Annotated in this window: 15 protein-coding genes; 4 read left to right on the forward strand and 11 right to left on the reverse strand. The window is 69.0% G+C overall.

Annotation, left to right across the window (positions count from 1 at the left end):
* Positions 1 to 25 precede the first annotated feature (25 nt).
* Positions 26 to 523 (forward strand): MarR family winged helix-turn-helix transcriptional regulator, encoded by a 498-nt coding sequence (locus ACFF45_RS21795; RefSeq protein ID WP_381348108.1) that lies wholly within the window; start codon positions 26 to 28, stop codon positions 521 to 523.
* 522 nt (positions 524 to 1,045) lie between these two features.
* Here ACFF45_RS21795 and ACFF45_RS21800 read toward each other — a convergent pair.
* The 5 genes from ACFF45_RS21800 to ACFF45_RS21820 all read right to left on the reverse strand — a co-directional run bounded on the left by ACFF45_RS21800 (position 1,046) and on the right by ACFF45_RS21820 (position 5,806).
* Complete coding sequence (locus tag ACFF45_RS21800) at positions 1,046 to 1,927, reverse strand: alpha/beta hydrolase family protein (protein WP_381348109.1); 882 nt, start codon at positions 1,925 to 1,927, stop codon at positions 1,046 to 1,048.
* Positions 1,928 to 1,969: 42 nt separating this feature from the next.
* Complete coding sequence (locus tag ACFF45_RS21805; protein WP_381348110.1) at positions 1,970 to 2,287, reverse strand: DUF4387 domain-containing protein; 318 nt, start codon at positions 2,285 to 2,287, stop codon at positions 1,970 to 1,972.
* A gap of 5 nt (positions 2,288 to 2,292) precedes the next feature.
* Positions 2,293 to 3,654, reverse strand: coding sequence for an acyclic terpene utilization AtuA family protein (locus tag ACFF45_RS21810; protein WP_381348111.1), 1,362 nt, complete (start codon positions 3,652 to 3,654; stop codon positions 2,293 to 2,295).
* Positions 3,655 to 3,692: 38 nt separating this feature from the next.
* Complete coding sequence (locus tag ACFF45_RS21815; protein WP_381348112.1) at positions 3,693 to 4,997, reverse strand: MFS transporter; 1,305 nt, start codon at positions 4,995 to 4,997, stop codon at positions 3,693 to 3,695.
* Positions 4,998 to 5,089: 92 nt separating this feature from the next.
* The gene (locus ACFF45_RS21820; protein WP_381348113.1) at positions 5,090 to 5,806 is read right to left on the reverse strand and encodes a GntR family transcriptional regulator; all 717 of its coding nucleotides are present in this window, start codon (positions 5,804 to 5,806) and stop codon (positions 5,090 to 5,092) included.
* 293 nt (positions 5,807 to 6,099) lie between these two features.
* On the opposite strand from ACFF45_RS21820, the gene ACFF45_RS21825 reads away from it, so the two are divergent.
* The 3 genes from ACFF45_RS21825 to ACFF45_RS21835 all read left to right on the forward strand — a co-directional run bounded on the left by ACFF45_RS21825 (position 6,100) and on the right by ACFF45_RS21835 (position 10,516).
* Positions 6,100 to 8,334, forward strand: coding sequence for an MMPL family transporter (locus ACFF45_RS21825; RefSeq protein WP_381348114.1), 2,235 nt, complete (start codon positions 6,100 to 6,102; stop codon positions 8,332 to 8,334).
* An 11-nt stretch (positions 8,335 to 8,345) separates the two neighbouring features.
* A complete protein-coding gene (locus ACFF45_RS21830; RefSeq protein WP_381348115.1) occupies positions 8,346 to 9,047 on the forward strand; it encodes a response regulator transcription factor in 702 nt (233 codons plus the stop codon).
* A gap of 62 nt (positions 9,048 to 9,109) precedes the next feature.
* Positions 9,110 to 10,516, forward strand: coding sequence for a sensor histidine kinase (locus ACFF45_RS21835; RefSeq protein ID WP_381348116.1), 1,407 nt, complete (start codon positions 9,110 to 9,112; stop codon positions 10,514 to 10,516).
* A gap of 351 nt (positions 10,517 to 10,867) precedes the next feature.
* On the opposite strand, the gene ACFF45_RS21840 is transcribed toward ACFF45_RS21835, so the two are convergent.
* The 6 genes from ACFF45_RS21840 to ACFF45_RS21865 form a co-directional block, all read right to left on the reverse strand.
* Positions 10,868 to 11,764: an ABC transporter permease gene (locus tag ACFF45_RS21840; protein WP_381348117.1), complete on the reverse strand. Its 897-nt coding sequence runs from the start codon at positions 11,762 to 11,764 to the stop codon at positions 10,868 to 10,870.
* Positions 11,761 to 12,684, reverse strand: coding sequence for an ABC transporter permease (locus tag ACFF45_RS21845; protein WP_381348118.1), 924 nt, complete (start codon positions 12,682 to 12,684; stop codon positions 11,761 to 11,763). Before ACFF45_RS21845 ends, ACFF45_RS21840 begins: the two co-directional genes overlap by 4 nt.
* A gap of 31 nt (positions 12,685 to 12,715) precedes the next feature.
* Entirely contained in the window at positions 12,716 to 13,876 is a 1,161-nt protein-coding gene (locus ACFF45_RS21850) for an ABC transporter ATP-binding protein (protein WP_381348119.1), read from the reverse strand.
* Positions 13,877 to 13,890: 14 nt separating this feature from the next.
* A complete protein-coding gene (locus tag ACFF45_RS21855; RefSeq protein WP_381348120.1) occupies positions 13,891 to 15,141 on the reverse strand; it encodes an extracellular solute-binding protein in 1,251 nt (416 codons plus the stop codon).
* A 1,178-nt stretch (positions 15,142 to 16,319) separates the two neighbouring features.
* Entirely contained in the window at positions 16,320 to 17,534 is a 1,215-nt protein-coding gene (locus ACFF45_RS21860) for a hypothetical protein (protein WP_381348121.1), read from the reverse strand.
* Positions 17,531 to 18,799 carry a glucarate dehydratase family protein gene (locus ACFF45_RS21865; protein WP_381348122.1) on the reverse strand — a complete coding sequence of 423 codons (1,269 nt, stop codon included), beginning with the start codon at positions 18,797 to 18,799 and terminating at the stop codon, positions 17,531 to 17,533. The genes ACFF45_RS21860 and ACFF45_RS21865 overlap by 4 nt, the downstream gene beginning before the upstream one ends.
* Between the last annotated feature and the right edge of the window lie 46 nt (positions 18,800 to 18,845).

Consider the following 18,845-nt stretch of genomic DNA (forward strand, 5'->3'; position numbering starts at 1 on the left):
AAGGTTTCTTTGGTAGGATGAGATCATGTCCGCCGACCGAGTGAACGGCTCCGAGGAGGAGCGCCTGGCGCTGGCCTTCTCCCAGCACGTCGTACGCCTCCAGAGCGTCTTCGAACAGGCCATCGCCCCCGCTCTGGCGGCACAGGGCCTCACACCCGCGGAACTGGACGTGCTCGCGGCACTGCGGTCGGTCGGCGCCCCGTACCAGCAGCGGCCGAAGGAGCTGGCAGCGCGTCTGCTGCTGACCACCGGCGGGCTGAGCAACGTCCTGCGCCGGCTCGACGCCCGTGGGCTCGTGACCCGCATCCCCGACCCCTCGGACGGACGAAGTCACCACGTCCGGCTGACATCCGCGGGAGTCGCCACCGCCCAGCTCACCACCGCGGCCGCGACGGCCGCGCTCCAGCAGGTACTGGCCGCCGTGCCGTCCGCGACGCTGGAGGACACGCTGCACCGGCTGCGGGCAATCCTGGCCACAGTCACATCCGGACCAGCGGCCACGCCGGGCAGCGGCCTGACCTGACCACCGGCGCCGGCGTACCTCTGTCACGCGGTCTCGGCTCCCTACCGGACTCGTGCCGGTCGCTGGCCCCTGTGGTGGTGCCGCCGCTGGTCAGCCGCTGGGCGTCACGCAGCTGACTGGAGTACGCGCGGGTTCGTACAAGGTCTCTGCGTGCGATCTGTCGCCTGTCGGCAGGTCCGGGACCCGTGTTCGAAACATCAGCATCTCCCGGGCCCGGTGCCGGAGTTGGGGGCCGTGCCGGTTCGCGCGACACCGCACACGCACACCGCGGAACGATCACAACAGCGCGGCAGGTGCCGCGAGGGTCAGGGCAGTGCCCCATCCGTCTCGACGCACCCCGACATCGAGACGCCTCATGGATTGTTGCCTCCGAACGGCTCGGGTGGGGGCAGGGATGACACGAATGTCGCTGCGAGTAGATCGTCGAGGGGCCCCCACCCCGTCGGGCGGAAGGTCGCGGGTCTGGTCTCCTGTCCGACGGGTGTACCGCTGTTTCCGGCGGTGGCTCCGGCCTGCTGCTCGTCACAGATCGGGGAGGCCCTTCGTTGACTCTGGCCCCGCTGGAGTGTGTCGGCGGCCCGCCGGCGCTTCGATCTGTTCGGACAGAAAGGAGAGCACGGCCGGGATGACGTCAAGGTCGCTGTGTCCGGCGCCACTGACGATGTCCAGTTGCGTGGCGATGCCGTGTCGGGCCCAGTTCTCGCGCAGCTCGTTCAGGCGGTCCATGCGGCTGCCTGGTTGCTCGGCCCCTTCCCAGACTTCGACGTGGGTGTCGTGTTCCCCGATGACGAGCTGCACGGGTAGTTCCGCCATGGCTCTGGTGTCTGGAGCAGCTCCGAGAAGTTCCGCGCTGTCAGCGGTGCCCCGCCACCACGGTGTCCGGGAGTCGAGGAGGGTGGTGCGCCCTGGCGCGCCGACGGAAAGGGAGGCGAGGCGATCGGGGTGGAGATAGAAGAAGCGGTGGGCGAATTGACCGCCGCCGGAGAAGCCGTGCAGGTGGAAGCGGTCGGTTCGGATGTGCCAGCGGCCGGCCGCCTCCTCGATCATGTCGAGGAGGAGCAGGTCGGGCCGAAAGCCCGGTGCGGTGAAGAACTTGTAGCTGTCGAGGTCATTGGGGCCGGTCAGGCCGGCGGGGAACAGCGGGGCGAGTACGACGCAGCCGTGTTCCTCCGCGAAATCGGCGAAATGGTCCCGGACCTGGCCGACGTTCCGATGGGTTCCGTGGACCGCCACGACCAGGGGGCTGGGCTCATCGGTGTTGCTGTGCCCGCGAGGCACGTGCAGACAGTAGGAGACGCGCGGATCGCCGGAGAGTGCGAACAGCGGTGTGGACCCGGTGAGGAAGAGCTGTGCGGGATGGTCGGGCGGCAGGTGCCAGGGAGAAAGGGGACGCTCGGTGGGCATGGTGTGGCTCCAGACTGCGTGACGAGGAGGGGCGGGTGCCGGTCAGGGGGCCGGGGGAAGCTCCATGTCCATGAGCGGGGCGTACTGCTGGCCGGCGTAGCAGTCGGTGTCGTGGAGATCGCCCTGAACGGTCGGACGAGGCAGGGAGACCTTGACGGCGAGTGCGCCGGGGTGATTGACGACGAGGATCTGATCGGGATCGGTGCCGTAGACGGACGCGAAGAGGCCCTTGGTGAGGAATCCGGTGGCCACCAGCGCCTCGTAGGCGGTCTGGTCGTGGCACATGAAGTCGAACGTGAGAATGAAGGGTCCGGCGTTCTTGGAGCGGACCAGGGAGCAGAAATCGAGCAGGGTGGCCATGGGCCTTACAGCTCCTCGGTGGTGGTGCGGAACAGTTCGGTGGGGGTGATTCCGGTGACGACGTGGTTGAGGGTGAAGCGGTAGAGCGGGCCGCGGTCCGTCTCGGGGGGCGAGTAGGGGTAGGCCAGGGTCGAGACCAGTCCGTCGTACTCGGCGATGGGCAGGTGGCTGCTGGCGTGGGCGACGAGGGTGGCGATCGCGTGGGCGGTGGCCTGGTCGGGGGCGGTCACCGTGATCAATACGCCGAGTTCGCGGGGCTGCAGCGGATCGGGCTCGGTGCCGTCGAGGACGGCTCCGCCGCCGTAGAGGCGGTAGTCGATGTCGATGGTGGCCGGGTCGACCGCGCCGTCGAACACGTCGAGGATTTTCGCGTCGAAGTACTGCTGGGCGAAGGGCAGGAGTTTGGGCAGGGCGTCGATCACGATGCGGTCGCGCACACCGCCGATGATGACGGTCTGGTAGCCGACGAGTTCCGCGCCTTCGAGCTTGTTGGTGTAGCCGTCGGCGGGGAGATAGCGGGCGCCTCGGACGCGGACGGTCTGTTCGTCGACGGCTTCGTAGGTGGCGTCGGTGGTGTCGAGCACGCCTGAGGGTTCGGCGATGTGGAACGGGTCGGCGTTCTCGTACAGGGTGTGGGCCGCGACCGAACGGGGGGTGAGCCGGGTGCCGTCGGCGAGGGCGGTGACGTCGAAGTGGTCGTCGCGCAGCGTGGCGAGCAGGCCGTTGGCGGAGGGTGGGACGGCGCAGGCGGCGCCGCACTCGATGGTCTTGGCCATGTGCCAGGCGAGCCCGGCGTCGGCGCCGCGCAGGTGCGGGAGCGCGGCGAACAGGGCGGTGTCGCTGGCGCGGCCGGCCAGGATGACGTCGCAGCCCCCGACGAGAGCTTCCTGGATGGGTTCGACGCCCATCATCGCCACGGTGTGGCTGCGTTCGAACAGCTCTCGGTCGATCTCGGGTGCATGGGCGAGTGGCCGGATGCGGCCGGCGTCGTAGAGGTCCTGGAGGCGGTCGGCGGGCTGGTCGGAGTAGATCAGGGCGAGCTTGAAGTGCAGGTTCTCCTCGTCGGCGATACGGCGGGTGAGAGCCGCTACTTGGTCGACGCCGGCGTCGCGTCCGGAGGTGCCGCACGATCCGATGATGAGCGGCACCTTCAGCTCGTCGCGGGCCTTCAGCAGGAGCCGCAGGTCACGCGCGACTGCCTGGGCCGAGAGCTTGGGTGTGCCGGAGCCGAGGGCTGCGGGGCCGGAGTCGGTGGATCCGGCGTCACAGGCGATGACATGGGGGCGGGCTGCGACGCCGCGCCGGAACCCGTCCGCGTCGAAACCGGCGCCCAGTGCCCCGGTGGGGGCGAGAATGCGGAGTTCCATGGGGTGGTGACCTTTCGTCGTGCTGGTGGAGCGGTTCTTCACGACTCGCTCCGGTCGGGAATCCGGCGGGTCAGGAGGCCGAAGACGGCGAAGGTGACCGCGGCGAAGGCGGCGGCGTTCAGCATCATGTAGCGCCAGCTGGTGAGGTCCACTGTGCTGCCGAGGATCGCCGGGCCCAGGGCCATGCCGGCGGAGGAGGCGATGGTGTAGAGGGCGGTGTAGGTGCCGAGCACCTTCTGGGTGGGGGCCAGGTTCCACAGGGCGACCAGTGCGTTGACCGCGAACGAGGCGTAGCCGACGGCGGAGAGGACGGTCGAGGCCACCGTTCCCGGGACCGTCGGGAAGGCGAAGCCGACCAGGAGGCCGATGACGAACAGTCCGACGCCGTAGCGCATGGCGCGCAGTTGCCCGAGCCGCTCGGAGCCGTAGGCAAGGGGAAGGACACACAGCAGGAAGGCGACGGCGCCCGGCAGGGCCAGTCCGCCGGCTTCACCTCGGGTCAGCCCGAGCACCTCGGTGCCGTAGGGCGTGTTCAGTGAGCGCAACGCGGTCCACATGCCCGAGAAGCAGAAGATGCCGATCATCAGCAGCACCGTGGGACTGGAGGGGCTGCGTGCCGCATCCTTCAGTACCGCCCAGGGAGAGGTGAACTCCGGCTCGTCCTCCCGGCCCTCGGAGGGTTGCTCGGGCAGGACGGCCTGCTGGTGCCGGCGGCCGAGGAACATCCAGGACAAGCCGAGCATGATCAGCATCAGGACCGGGGGGATCGCGAACGCCAGATGAAGGCTGCGGTCCACGACCAGCAAGCTGATCAGTGACGAGACGATGATGGTCAGACTGACGCCGGCCTTGATGAAACCCTGGGCCTTGCTGCGGCTGCCTGCGGGAACGTAGTCGGATATCAGTGTCTCGGTGACGCCTTTGAAAGCATTGGCGATCAGGGCGAACCCGACGACGCACACCATCAGCACGGGAAGACTGCCGGCCCAAGGAATGAGCACGAACGGGACCGTGGCCATCACGGCGCCGATCAGCACGATCGGCCAGCGCCCCGCCTTGCGGCGTACGAGTCTGTCGGAGAGGAACCCCACGGACGGCTGGGTGAAGATCCCCAAGGAGTGGTCCAGCCCCATGATCAGGCCGATGACGCCCGCCGAGGTGACGTACTGGCGCAGCTGCTCGGGGACCTGGGCGTCGTAGAAATTCCACACTGACTCCTGGGCGAAGACCGCCAGGGTGACCCACAGCACCGCGCTCGCGCTCATCCGCCTTCGGGCGTCGGGTGTCGACGGTGCGAGGGTGGATGTCCCGTCCGAGGTGGTCGCGGCAGGTTGATGCAGCATGGCGGCTCCTTGCCATATGCTATAGCAGAAATGATGCGCGTGCGTCGGCTGCCACAGGGGGCCTGACGAGCAGGCGGCCGGGAGGGGTGCGATCAGCTGCTGGAGAGCTGATGCAGTGCCTCGCGGTGGTGATGCGCGGCGAGCAGCTCGGCTCGTTCCTCGTCCCGGTCAAGAAGGGCGTCGAGCAGGCTGCGGTGTTCGCGGAACCTCCGGCGGAAAGCCTCGGCGCGGCCCGGGGCGAGCTTGATCGTCAGATCAAGACGCTCCTCGTCACTGAATGCGCGGGCCTGCTGTAGCAGGCCCTCAAGCACCGGATTGCCGGCCGCTGCCTCCACTTGGTGGTGGAAGCGGCGCAGCAGGCGATGAACGGCTACCAGCCTGTCGGTCGTGTCGGCACGGGTCCCGTGTCGCGCCAGATCCTGCTCGGTCTCGTCGACCAGGGCATCGGCCTGCTCCAGGATCTCGGCCAGGTCTGCGAGCTGGGCGTCAGTGGCTTTCCGGGCGGCCAGGCGAGCCATGAGGGCCGACAGCCGCACCTCCGCCTCCACGATCTCCGCACGCGCGGAGGCCGAATGATCGGCGATCCGCAGCGCCCGGGCCCCGACCCGCTCCACCACCTTCTCGTGCACCAGCTGGCGCAGCGCTTCCCGCACCGGGGTGGGACTGACGCCGAGACGGGCGGCGAGGTCACGTTCGGTGATCTTCTCGCCCGGCAGCAGCGAACCCTCACGAATCGCGGCACGAAGCCGCCGGTAAGCCTGGTCGGCCAACGACGTCGTCTCCATGGGGCTGAGGGCATCGGTGCTCATGTCCACCACCCTGGCGCCGCTATAGCAAAGAGTCAATAGACTGGTTTCCGGAAGATGTCCGCGGCATTGCCGAACGTCGGTCGGCCCGGGCATGTTCCCGTCGAGGACGCCCCGGCCGCCTGACGTCTGCGCCAGGACGGAGCTCGCTCCGCGTCACCAGCACGTTCCGTGCCGAGGCAACGTCGTGGGTGTAACCGTCAAGGAATCGTCAGGTTGCGGGAGGAGGTGTCGTCAAGCTGCGCAGCTTGCATGAGGGCTTCGCTGTTCCCTCTTGACGGAAATGGGCTGTAGGCATGGCTGTGCTGCTTCATCGATGGGGGGTGTTCGCGGTTCGCCGCTGCCGTACGGTTCTGACCGTGTGGCTGTTCGTCGTCGCCGCGATCGCCGTGCTCGGGGTGACCTTCGCGGGGAGTTTCGATTCCCAGTCGGACATCCCTGGGTCGGCTGCGCAGAGCGCCCTGGAGGAGATGGACCACCACTTCGGGGCTTCCGACCGGCAGAGCGCGGAGGTTGTGTTCGAGGCACCCAGAGGCACATCGTTCGAGGATCCGGGCAATGCCGCCGCGCTGAGGCGGACCCTGTCTGCCGCGGCCACCGTTCCCGGCGTCACCTCGGTCAGTGACCCGGTACGCAGCCAGACGGTGACACCGGACGGGACGACCGCCGTCGCCCGGATCGAGTTCTCCGCGTCCGCGGATCAGGACGTTGCCGAGGGCGACCTGAACGCGCTGAAGGACACGGCTGCCAGCAGTCGTGCCGCGGGCGTCGACGTGTTCTTCGGAGGTGACGCTTACAAGGAGTCGAGCCCTCCGGTCGGACCGATGGAAGGGGTCGGGGTACTGGTCGCGCTCGCGGTTCTGGCGATCACTTTCGGCTCCATGCTGTCCGCGGGCATGCCACTGCTCACCGCTTTGGTCTCGGTCGCTGCGAGCATGACAGGGTTGATGGGCCTGTCCTCGGTGCTGAGCGTTTCGGACAAGGCACCGACGCTGGCGATCATGCTGGGCCTCGCGGTCGGAATCGACTACGCCCTGTTCATCGTCTCGCGCCACCGTGCGGAACTGGTGCAGGGCCGCAGCGTCCGGGACGCGGCTGTCCGTGCGACCGCGACGGCCGGCAGCGCTGTGACGTTCGCCGGGATGACCGTGATCATCGCGCTGGCGGGACTGACGGTGGCCGGTGTTCCGGTGCTCACGTCGATGGGCCTGAGCGCCGCGGCGGCGGTCGCCGTCGCGGTCGTCATGTCGCTCGGACTTCTTCCCGCTCTGCTGGCGCTCGCCGGGGAGCGACTGCGTCCCAAGCCCGGCTCGCGTGCCGCGACACGTATGCGCGACGCCGCAGATCCCGCCGGCAAGCCCTCGATGGGGGCTCGCTGGGTCGGGGCAGTCGTACGGCGCCCCTGGCGGGCGGTCATCACCGTCACCCTGGCCCTTGCCGCGCTCGCTCTGCCTGCCACACAGCTCCAGCTCGCCCTGAGCGACGACGGCAGCGAACCGACCTCGACCGCCGTGCGGCAGACCTACGACAAGATCGCTGACGCCTTCGGTCCCGGAACCAACGGCCCCCTCGTGGTGCTGGTGACCGACGCACCGACCGGCACGCTGAAGACCACCGGCCAGCAGGTCGCCCAGAACTTGGCCGGGGCCAAGGGGATCGCGCGGGTCAGTCCCGTCGACTACTCCAGTGACGGAGCTGCCGCGCGGATCCAGGTCACCCCCGGCACCGGGCCCCGTGACCCGCAGACCAGCGAACTCGTCGCGGCACTGCAAGAGCGTGTCAGCCCTCTGGCGGCGCACAGCGGCAGCAGTATCGCGGTCACCGGCCAGACCGCCGTCAGCATCGAGGTCTCCGACAAGCTCAGCGGCGCCCTGCTGCCCTTCGCCCTGGTGGTCGTCGGGCTTTCGCTGCTGCTGCTGATGGCCGCGTTCCGGTCCCTCGCCATCCCGATCAAGGCGACGTTCGGCTTCCTGCTGTCGGTGGGCGTGTCCTTCGGCACGATCGTCGCAGTGTGCCAGTGGGGGTGGCTCGCGGGCACCCTCGGTGTCCCTTCCACGGGGCCGATCGCCAGTTTCGTGCCCATCATCGTGATGGCCGTTCTCTTCGGCCTGGCCATGGACTACGAGGTCTTCCTCGTCTCCGCCATGCGCGAGGAATACGTACGGACGAGGCGTCCTTACGCCTCCGTCATCGGCGGCACCCGGCACGCGGGCCGTGTGGTGACCGCAGCAGCACTGATCATGGTGGCCGTCTTCGCGAGCTTCCTGTTCAGCCACGATCCGGCGATCATGCCGATCGCTCTGGCACTGGCGGTCGGCGTCCTCGTCGACGCGTTCGCCGTCCGTCTGACACTGGTCCCGGCGGTGCTGTCGCTGCTGGGCCACAGCGCCTGGAAGCTGCCGCGCTTCCTGGACAGGTGGCTGCCCGACCTGGACGTCGAAGGCCGGCACCTGGAGGACAAGGAAGACGGGCGCATCGATTCACCTGGGACCGAACCCGTTCCCATGACGTATCTCCACGCCCCGAAGTAGGACACTCCTTCATGAACTCCCCGGACACGGTTCTCGTGGTCGACGACGATGCCGGCATCCGCGAGCTGATGGCCTCGGCCCTGCGCTTCGCCGGATTCGAAGTCCACCTCGCGAGCGACGTACCGCAGGCTCTGGACCATCTCTCCCGGCACACTCCCGACGTCATCGTCCTCGATGTGGGACTGCCCGGAGGCGGTGACGGCTTCGACGTCCTGCAGCTGATCCGCTCCCGCGGCAACACGGTACCGGTGCTCTTCCTGACCTCCAGGGACGCCATCGAGGACCGTGTCCGGGGACTTCGGCTCGGCGGTGACGACTACGTCACCAAGCCCTTCAGCGTCGTCGAAGTCGGCGCCCGGCTCCACGCCCTGATCCGCCGGGCACGCGGCAGCGCGGGCGCCGCCGACGACGGCGTCCTGCGCTACGCCGACCTCGAACTCGACGAGCGGCGCCACCTCGTACGGCGCGGCGGCGAGCGGGTCGACCTGTCGCCCACCGAGTTCCGGCTCCTGCGCTTCCTGCTCTCCCACCCCGGGCACGTCATGACCAGGTCTCAGATCCTCGAAGCGGTCTGGCAGTACGACTTCGGCGGGGACTCCGTCGTGGTGGAGCGATTCGTGTCCAATCTGCGCCGCAAAATCGACCACGGCCGGGAACCGCTGCTGCACACAGTCCGCGGCGTCGGCTACAGCCTCCGGCGCCCTGCCTCATGAAAGCGCCCACCTGGGTTTGCGCCATCACGTCCCCCCGGCCGACCACCATCCGCGGGCGCCTGTTGATCGGCATCCTCGTGCTGTTGGCCGCCGGCCTCGTCGGGAACTCGATCACCAGCGCCGTGACCCTGCGGACCTACCTCCACCACCGGGCCGAGGCGACACTGCGCGCATCCGGCGACCGAGTCCACCGAATCCTTGAGGAGCGCCCGCAGAACGTCGACGGCGCACAGCTCGCCGCCCTGGTCGAGCCCCTCATGGGCATCACCGTCATCGACGCCACCGGCGAGATCGCCGAACAGGTCGGGGCGGGCGTGCCCCAAGCGATCAACGGCCTGACCGCGGACCGTCTCGACCAGGTCCTCACCTTCGACAGCACGACATCGGTGCCCGACCTGCTCGCCCTGCGAATCCCCACCACCGGACTGACCATCACCACCTCGCACCAGGTGGTGGAAGCCTCCGCCGTCATCCTCACCATGCGCACCGACATCGACCGCGTCACCGTTGCCGAATTCATCTCCGGGCAGGCCACCAGCGTCGGCATCACCCTTGTGCTGGCTTTCGCCGTCGCACTGCTCATTCTCAGGATCGGCCTGCGCCCACTGGGGCGGATGGCCGACACAGCTGATGACATCGCATCCGGCGCCCGCAGTGAACGTCTGCCCGTCTACGGGTCACACACGGAGACCGACCGGCTCGCCGTCGCCGTCAACGGCGCATTCGAGGCCCAGGCCCGCGCCGAGACGCAGATCCGCGACTTCGCCGCCGACGCCTCCCACGAACTGCGCACACCGCTGGCCACGATCTCCGGCTGGCTCGACCTCTACAACCAGGGCGGCCTCAGCGCTCCCGCCGACCTCCACAGAGCCCTGGAACGGGTCGACGGTGAGGTCGGCAGAATGCGTCTTCTCGTCGAGGAGCTCTCCCTGCTCGCCCGCCTCGACGCCGGACGCCCCCTGGACTCTCAGCCGGTCGACCTGCGGTGCCTGGCTACCGCCGTCGTCCAGGACGCCCAGGTCGTGGCACCCGACCGCGCCATCGACCTGTACGCACCCGCACCCGCCTGCGTGCACGGAGACCAACCCCGGCTCCAGCAGGTGCTGAACAACCTTCTGGGCAACGCGATCCAGCACACCCCGGCCGGCACCATGATCAGCGTCGCTGTCGAGCCGATGACAACGCACGTGACAGTCGAAGTGGCAGACCACGGCCCGGGTATTCCTCCCGCGGACCTCACGCGCGTCTTTGACCGTTTCTGGCGGGCAGATGCCGGCCGCAGCCGTACCCACGGAGGTTCTGGACTCGGTCTCGCCATCGTCCAGGCCATCGTCCACGCCCACCGCGGAACCGTGCACGTCGCCTCTGTCCCAGGAACAGGGACCACCGTCACCGTCACCCTCCCGGCCCGAGGCGGACACGCCGCACCACAGACGCCACCCACCGCGGACCGGCCCGACGAGCCCTGAGACACGGGCAGACGGCAAGAGGCCAACCCGGATCACAGAATGGCCACCCGCGCCCAAGGGTGCTCAGCGGAGGCTCGTGCGGCCACGAACAGTTCGGGCGGGAGCAAGGGAGGTGAGCACTACCAGAACCGACTGCTCCAGCCCGACTGGCGCTTCGGTGCTGCTCCGTCGGACTCCACCGCAGCGGGCGAAGCGATGGAGACCGCCGTTCCGGACCGGGCCGGGGCCCGGCGCGGCCGCGGCGAGCATGCTCCGCCGGCCGTGACGCGGGGAGCCCACCTCGTGGTGGAACCCGCGCTGTGTCGACGCCCTCCTGGGCGATCCCTCACTTGTTCCAGCGTGTGTGGGGGGTCAGTTCGCGTTGCGGGCGACAAGTTGGGTGGGGTTGACGAAGCGGAGGGCGACGAGGAGGAGGACGGCCATGGAAACGGTGTAGAGGACGGCCATGGCGGCGATGGACTGGGGGGTGCGGATGCCGGCGGAGAAGGCGGCCGAGAACAGCGACACGATCAGGGTCTGGCTGTCGGGCCCGGAGGTGAGGAAGGTCAGTTCGAACATGCCGAAGGTCCGGACGAGGACGAGGATGCCCGCGGCGAGCATTCCGGGCAGGAGCAGGGGGCCGAGGACGCGGACGAGGACGGAGCGGGTGGGGGCGCCGCACATCCGGGCCGCCGCTTCGAGGCGGGGGTCGATCTGCTCGATGAAGGGCGTCATGGTGAAGACCACGAAGGGGATGGAGGGCACCAGGTTGGCCAGGACGACGCCGGTGAGGGAGCCTGCCAGGTGGAACTTGTACAGCACGGTGGCCAGCGGGATGCCGTAGGCGATGGGCGGTACCAGGATCGGCAGGACGAGCAGCATGGTCAGCAGGCGTTTGCCGGGGAAGTCGCGGCGGGCCAGGGCGTAGGACGCGGGGACCGCCAGGAGCAGGGAGAGCGCCACGACGAGGAAGGAGACCTCGAGGGTGACCCACATGACCCGGCCGAGGTCGAACTCGTTCCAGGACTGGCTGTACCAGCTGGTGGTGTAGCCCTCTGGTGCCCAGCCGGTGAACCAGGTCTTGCCGAAGGAGGTCACGACGACGGAGGCGATGACGCCGAGGAGGATGACGAAGAAGAACGCGAGCGCGCCCCCGACCAACCACGTTCCCGGACGCAGGGTCAGGCTTCGCCGCCGGTGCAGTTCGTGGTTCGCGCCGTCGCCGCCGTGGGGATCGGTGGTGGTCGCCGTGGTCGTTGTGGCGCTCATCCCTTGCCTCCTGTCGAGCCGCGGTAGAGGAGCGTGCGCAGGCCCATGGCGGTGCCGATGACGACAAGCATGAGGGCGGTCATGACCATGGCGATGGCGCACCCCTGGGAGTAGTCGAAGCGCTCCAGGGCGACTTCGTAGGCCTCGATGGAGATGACATGGGTCTCGCCGCCGGGGTCGCCGACCATCATCGCGGAGGGGAAGACGGCGAAGGCCAGGACGAAGGTGAGGCAGAACGTCGTCAGGAGCCCGGGGAGCAGCAAGGGGAAGGTGATGTGGCGGAAGCGCTGGCGCCGGTCGGCGCCGAGGGTGGCCGCGGCCTTCTCCAGGGCGGGGTGGATGCCGGAGAGGTAGGAGTGGGTGAGCAGGAAGGCGAAGGGGAAACCGCTGATGATCAAGGAGAGCAGTACGCCCCAGTAGTTGTACGTGAGGTGCACGGGCCCGTCGGTCAGGCCGATCGCCTGCAGGGTCTGGTTGAACCAGCCGACCGGACCGAAGAACTCGATGATGCCCTCGGCGGTCAGGACCGTGCCCAGGGTGATGGGGACCACGAGCAGGGCCAGTAAGAGGCGTTTGCCGCGGAAGTCCCGCCGCATGCCGTAGGAGACGGGCACGGCCGCGCCGACGTTGATCAGTGCGGCGGGCAGGGCGAGTTTGAAGGTGATGCCGATGGAGCCGACCGCGAAGGAGTTGCCGAAGAAGGCGCGGTAGGAGCCGAAGAACCCTCCGGCGTTCGGCTGGAAAGAGATCTGCAGTCCGTAGAGAAAGGGGTAGCAGAACAGCGCGACCACGGTCAGGAGTCCGGGCAGCAGCAGGAGCAGAGTGCGGTCGATGCCGCGTTCGGCCAGGCGGTGCCGCAGCGCCGCACGTTCCCCGGCCGGGCCGGGCGCGGCTCCCGCCGGCGACAGCGTACTGGTCATGCGACCGGCCCCCCCGGGTTCTGGATGCTGGTCATGCGGCCGCCTCCTGGAGGAAGACCAGGGCCCGTTCGGCGGGGATCGTCACGGACAGGGCGTCGTGCGGGCGCACGGAGGCGGTGGTGGTGAAGTGGATCCGGTCGCCCTCACGGGTGAGGGCCTCCACGTGGAACTGCCGTCCGTGGTACTCGACGATCTCGGCGACGGCCTCCACATCACCGCGGCCGTCGTGCTGGGCGAGGTGGATGTCCTCCGGACGGATCGCCACGACGACCTTGTCACCCGCGACCAGCGGGCGGTCGGCGACCGGTGTGCCGTGCAGGGCAAGTCCCCGTCCGCGGACCAGGGCACCGGCGGCGTCGGCGGACGCGACCTCCAGGCGGAGCAGGTTGCGGTAGCCCATGAACCCCGCCACGTGCGGGTTGGCGGGATGCTCGTACAGGTCGGCGGGGGTGCCGACCTGGCTGACCCGTCCCTCGTGCAGGACGACGAGGCGGTCGGCCAGCGACAGTGCCTCCTCCTGGTCATGGGTCACGTACAGGGTCGTGAGGCCGAACTGCTGGTGGATACGGCGGATCTCGGTGCGCATCTCCAGCCGCAGCGCCGCGTCCAGATTGGACAGCGGCTCGTCCATCAGTACCAGCGGCGGCTCCAGGACGATGGCACGGGCGATCGCGACTCGCTGCTGCTGACCGCCCGACAACTGGCCCGGATGCTTGCCGGCCTGCGCACTGAGCCTGACCAGCCGCAGCACCTCGTCGACCCGGCGGTCGATCTCCGCCTTGCCGACCTTGCGCATCTTCAACCCGAACGCGACATTGGCACGCACGCTCATGTGCGGGAAGAGGGCGTAGTTCTGGAAGACCATCCCGAACCCGCGCTTCTCCGGCGGCAGTGTGTCGATCCGCTGCCCGTCCAGGAGGATCTGGCCGCCAGTCAGTGGAAGCAGGCCCGAGAGGCAGTTCAAAGCCGTCGTCTTGCCGCACCCCGAAGGGCCCAGCAACGCGACGAACTCACCACCGTGCAAGGTCAGATCCAGCGGATGCAGTGCGATGTGCGCACCGTAGGCACGGCTGACCCCCTCCAGCCGCAGCTCACGCAACTGCGACGCGGGACGCTCGGCGACCGCCGACGGCTGTTCCGGCGGAGGACCGGGGACGGAGCCGGACTTCGAGGCGGATGGAATGGGAGTCATCGAGGGCACCCCGCTCACTTCGTCGAGCCGATCCGGCGGTCCCACAGGTCGAAAGCCGTGACCTGGGTGGTGGTCGGCAGCGAGTTCTTGATCGGATACTGTTTGATCCACGCGTCGAAGTCCGGCTCGCCGAACTCCTCGACGACCTTCTGCGAAGCGGCCGGAGCCTTGCTCAACGGCACGTCCTTCACCGCCGGCCCCGGATAGAAATAGCCTTCGTCATAAGCGGACGCCTGCTGTTCCGGAGTGAGCATCCACGCCAGCAGGCGCAGCACCGCAATGAACACGTCGGACCCGACGCCCTTGGGGACCACCCCGAACTGGGCATCACTCACCCACGTGAACGACGAGAACTTCGCGACCTTCATCTCCGGCGGAACCGTGCCCAGCGCGCGCGGATTGACGTACCAGCCGGTCGTCGTGGCCACCATCTGGACAGTACCGGACGCAAGATTCTCCATCGTCGCGGTCGTCCCCGCCGGATAGGAGTCGACGTACTTGTTCAACTCCGTCACGTACGCCCAGGTCTTCGACCACCCGTTGACCGGGTCCGCGGGATCCGCATCACCCAGCAGATAGGGCAGCCCCATCAGAAAGGTCCGTCCTGGACCGGAATTCGCCGGCCGGGCGTACTGGAACTTCCCCGGGTTCGCCCGTGCCCAGTCCAGTAGGGCGTCTGCGGTCGCCGGAGGCGCCGAGACCTTCCCGGGGTCGTATTCCAGCAATGGCCCCGACGGGCACCAGGCCAGTTCGATCCCCTGATTCTGCGCCAACGAGGCCATCGCCGCCGCGGGCGGCTGGTAATTGGCCATCAACCCCGGGAAGAACTTGTCGTAATACGGCGTCAACTCGTGCCACAGGCCGCTTTTGATTCCCGCTGCCAGGCCGTCGGTACCCGTGAGCGCCAGATGGACCTGCACATTGCCGCCCTGCTGCTGTGCCTGGACCTTCGCGGCCAACTGGGGCGCGGTACCGGTGCTGTAGGTCACCCGCGAGACGATCTCGGGATGCGCCGCCGTGAACGCTTCGATCATCGGCTTGGTCAGAGCCAGATTTCCCGCCACGTCCAGCACGTTCAAAGTGACCGGCTTGGCGGGAGCGGTGGCGAGCGAGGACGGTACGGGAGTGCCACCGCTGTTCGGGCTGCTCGGGGCGGAACAGGCGGCAAGGATGGGGCCCGCGGCGCCCGCGGCGGCGAGAGTGGACATCACGCGGCGGCGCGACGGGAAGGGGAGGCTCGATCTGCTTCCGGGGATCTCGGGCATGGCGGTTGACGTCCTTAGCTGTGTCGTGGTGTCCCGTCGGGCGCGTTGCCCGCCCGACGCGACGGGACGAAGGGCGATGCGGCACTGTCGGGTCTGTCCTGGTCGGCCTCCTATCGACTCGAACCGGTCAGGCAGCGTTTACTTCCGTGTGCTCCTGGTCTCGTTGCAGCGCGCCGGCGTCCGGTACGGCTGCTGCGGGGGTCCCGTGGGGGTGGCGCGCTGGAGCTGCGTCAGGCCCGGGCTGCGGCCGCAGGCCACCGCCCGTCGCGGGAAAGGCGGAGGACAGAGGGCCGTGTCGCGGTTCGCGGGACGGCCGGCTGTCGCCGCCGTCGCCGCATCCTGTCGGCGCTGGTCCACGCCCGGGTGTGCCCATCACCCAGCGAGTGGATGGGGTAAAGTGTGCTGTCCTGTTTCTTCTGAGGTCAAGACTCAAGATAGAGAAACATTTTCCGACACACTGATGGGGCGAGAAGCCATAGGTCGCGGAGTGCTGGACGTCGTGGGATTTCATCCGGTTGCCATATCGTCGCGTTCACGGATATGGATCACGAGAGGGGCTGACTGCACCCGCCAGGGTGGAACTGCATACCCGTACGGCGGGGTTGACCCTGAGAGTCGCCCCAGCCTAGCCCCACCCGCGAGCAGCGTTCAAGTGGCAGTTTGTTGTTCACAAGCATGAACCATGACCGCTCTGGACCGCCCCGCACGGCGGGGAGCACGTGGGGTGCTCTGAGCGCGCCACACGCGGGGAACGCTGAGGACGGGGCCGACGGCGGCGGCGTTCACCACCACGGCGTCGGCCGGTACCGCAGGCGCGTCACCGTCCCGTCGAACCTGTCGGAAGGGTGCCCTTCCTGCGGTTCGCCGGGGCGAACCAGGTCGCTGACGTCCGGATCGACGGCGCCCGCCCGGGTCAGCGCGAAGGCGGCTACTCACGCTTCCGGTTCGGTGCCACGTGCCACGTGCCACGGCGAACCTGAACGCGCCGTCGGCTCCAGGCTTCCGAACCGGTGCAGACCACCCCACCGCTCCCGGCTTCGGGCTCCGCCAGGCGGGCGCCCTCCCGGAAAGGATCCCCCGTAACGCGCTGTGTCGCAGCGAGGCCGAGGCTGTCCGGCGGTCTCCGCGACGCGCTCGCAGGGAACCTGCGGGCAAAGGGGATCAGGTAGAGCCGGGCATCACCTCGCGCCGCGGCCGGAGGGCAGGCCCGCCGCGGCCAGGATGGACGCCATCAGGCGGAGTCCGTCCTCGCCGACCAGGCCGAGGTGATAGAGGTGGAGTTCCTCCATGCCCACCGCACGGTACCGGGCCACGCGCTCCGCCACGCCCTCGGCTACCCATGTGCTGTCGGCCTGGAGGTATCCGCCGACGGCGGTGCCGGGGCCGGCCAGCGCACGCAGGCCGCGCAGGGCGTCCTCCCCCGCCGGTCCCGGCTCCCAACAGGATGCCACGAGCACGTCCACCGCTGGGGGACTGACCGGGTCCACCGCCGCGAACGCGCCGGTCGCCCACGGGTCGGGAGCCGCGTGCAGCACGAGGCGAAGACCGCTGTCGGCGGCGCGCGCCCGGTCGACGACCGCGGTTCCCAGCCGCCCGACCGCCGATCCCCGGACCGCACGGAGGAGGCCGGCGACCTCAAGGCCCAACGCCTCCTCCACGCTGTCGGCAGTTCCCGGGCGCCGGAGAGCGCTCCGCACCCGCGCGGCGGTGTCCGCAGGGTCGAGACCGGCGTCGGTGTACCGACGCCCGCACGCGGCGCAGAAGCACAACGACAACAACTGCCGATCCGTGGCGGTCCACCCGGCCAGGCCCGCCTTGTCGTGGTGGCCGCCGTGGACAGCCCCGAGTGGCCCGCACGCCTCCAGGACCAGCCCTTCGGGACAACCGGTCTCCACGACCTCTCCTACCAGGGTGACGCAGTAGTCGGCCACCTCGTCCCACGAGGGGCACAGGGCGTAGGAGTAGTGCTCTGCGTAGGCGTTGCGGACGGTCAGATCAGGGTGTGATCGGCCGAGGCGGCTGTTGTGGGTGAGAACCGTCCAGGCGTAGACGTCGAGGCCGACCTGCTTCAGTGCGCGGCGGGCCTCGCCGAACGGGTCGGTCGGGGGGAGCCACGTCGCCGGAGCGGGGCGCAGCCGGCGCCCGCGCCAGGCTTCCGCCCGTACGGGGACGTAGGAGGCCGCATGGGGTACCTCGGTGAGGCGTCGGGTGGGGTGGAGCGGGCTGGCCGAACGCACGGTGTGATAGGCGGCGGCGACGGCGACGGCGTCGAGTCCCAGTGCGCGGGCGCGGTGGGCTGCGGCGGGGTCGCCGTCGAAGTCCCAGGGGTAGGCGTAGCCCACAGCGTGGCTCGGGGGGCCAGGAGGGTGGGAGGGGTGGGTGCCGGCGGTCACCAGCGGGGGATCCTCTTGGCCCAGCTCGGGTCGATGAGCTGCATGTATCCGGTGTCGTCGCGGTTGCGGATGCCGCACTGGAGGTACTGCTCGTGCAGGCGCGCAAGGGCGTCCCGGTCGAGTTCGACGCCCAGGCCCGGCCCTTGCGGCGGCCGCACCGCGCCGTTCTCGAAGGCCAGAGTTCCTGACTCGATGACGTCCTCCGTCTTCCACGCCCAGTGCGTGTCGCAGGCGTAGGTGAGGTTCGGTGTCACGGCTGCCAGGTGCACCATGGCCGCCAGGCTGATGCCGAGGTGGGAGTTGGAGTGCATGGACAGTCCCATGCCGAAGGTGTCGCAGATGCCGGCCAGCAGCTTCGAGCGGTGCAGTCCGCCCCAGTAGTGGTGGTCGGAGAGGACGATGCGGACGGAGCCGTGCTCGACGGCCGGGGCCAGGTGTTCGAAGGCGACGACGCACATGTTGGTCGCCAGCGGCATGGGCACGTCCCGAGCCACCCGGGCCATGTCCTGGAGACCGGGAGTGGGATCTTCCAGATACTCAAGGACCCCGTCGAGTTCGCGCCCGACCCGGATCGCGGTCTCGACGCTCCATGCCGCGTTCGGGTCAAGGCGCAGTGGGAGACCGGGGAAGGCCGCGCGGAGGGCCCTGATCGCTTCGATCTCCTGGTCCGGAGGGAAGACGCCACCCTTGAGCTTGATCGCCGAGAAGCCGTAGGTGTCGACCATGCGGCGGGCCTGGGCGACTATCTGGTCGGGGGTCAGCGCCTCTTCCCAGAGGTCGTCCTCGGCTCCGGGATGTCCGCGCCACTTGTAGAAGAGGTAGGCGCTGAACGGGACGCGGTCGCGAACGGCGCCGCCGAGCAGGTCGGAGACCGAACGTCCGGCGGCCTTGCCCTGGATGTCCAAACAGGCGACCTCGAAGGGCGAGAACACCCGGTCCACCGTGCCACCGGAGGTGATCACGCCGGTGAGTCCGTGGCCGTCGGTACCGGTTTGCCCGTTCAGCATGTCGGCGAGGCGGCCGTACATGGCGCCCAGCGCGTGGACGTCCATCCCGGTGACGGCCTCCGCTGCCTGCCGCAGGCGGTGGAGATGGCCCTCGTCGGCGTACGTCTCTCCGAGGCCGGTGATGCCCTGGTCGGTGTCGATCTCGACGATGGCGCGCAACGCGTAGGGCTCGTGCACACCGACGGCGTTGAGCAGCGCGGGATCGCGGAAGGCGACGGGGGTGATCGTGACACCGGTGATCCGGAGCGCGTCGTTCATCGGGCGGCCCTGCCTTCCTGCCGGGGCCGAGCGAGCCATTCGTCGG

It is taken from the genome of Streptomyces cinereospinus (genome assembly GCF_042430725.1).
Taxonomy (GTDB): Bacteria; Actinomycetota; Actinomycetes; order Streptomycetales; family Streptomycetaceae; genus Streptomyces; species Streptomyces cinereospinus.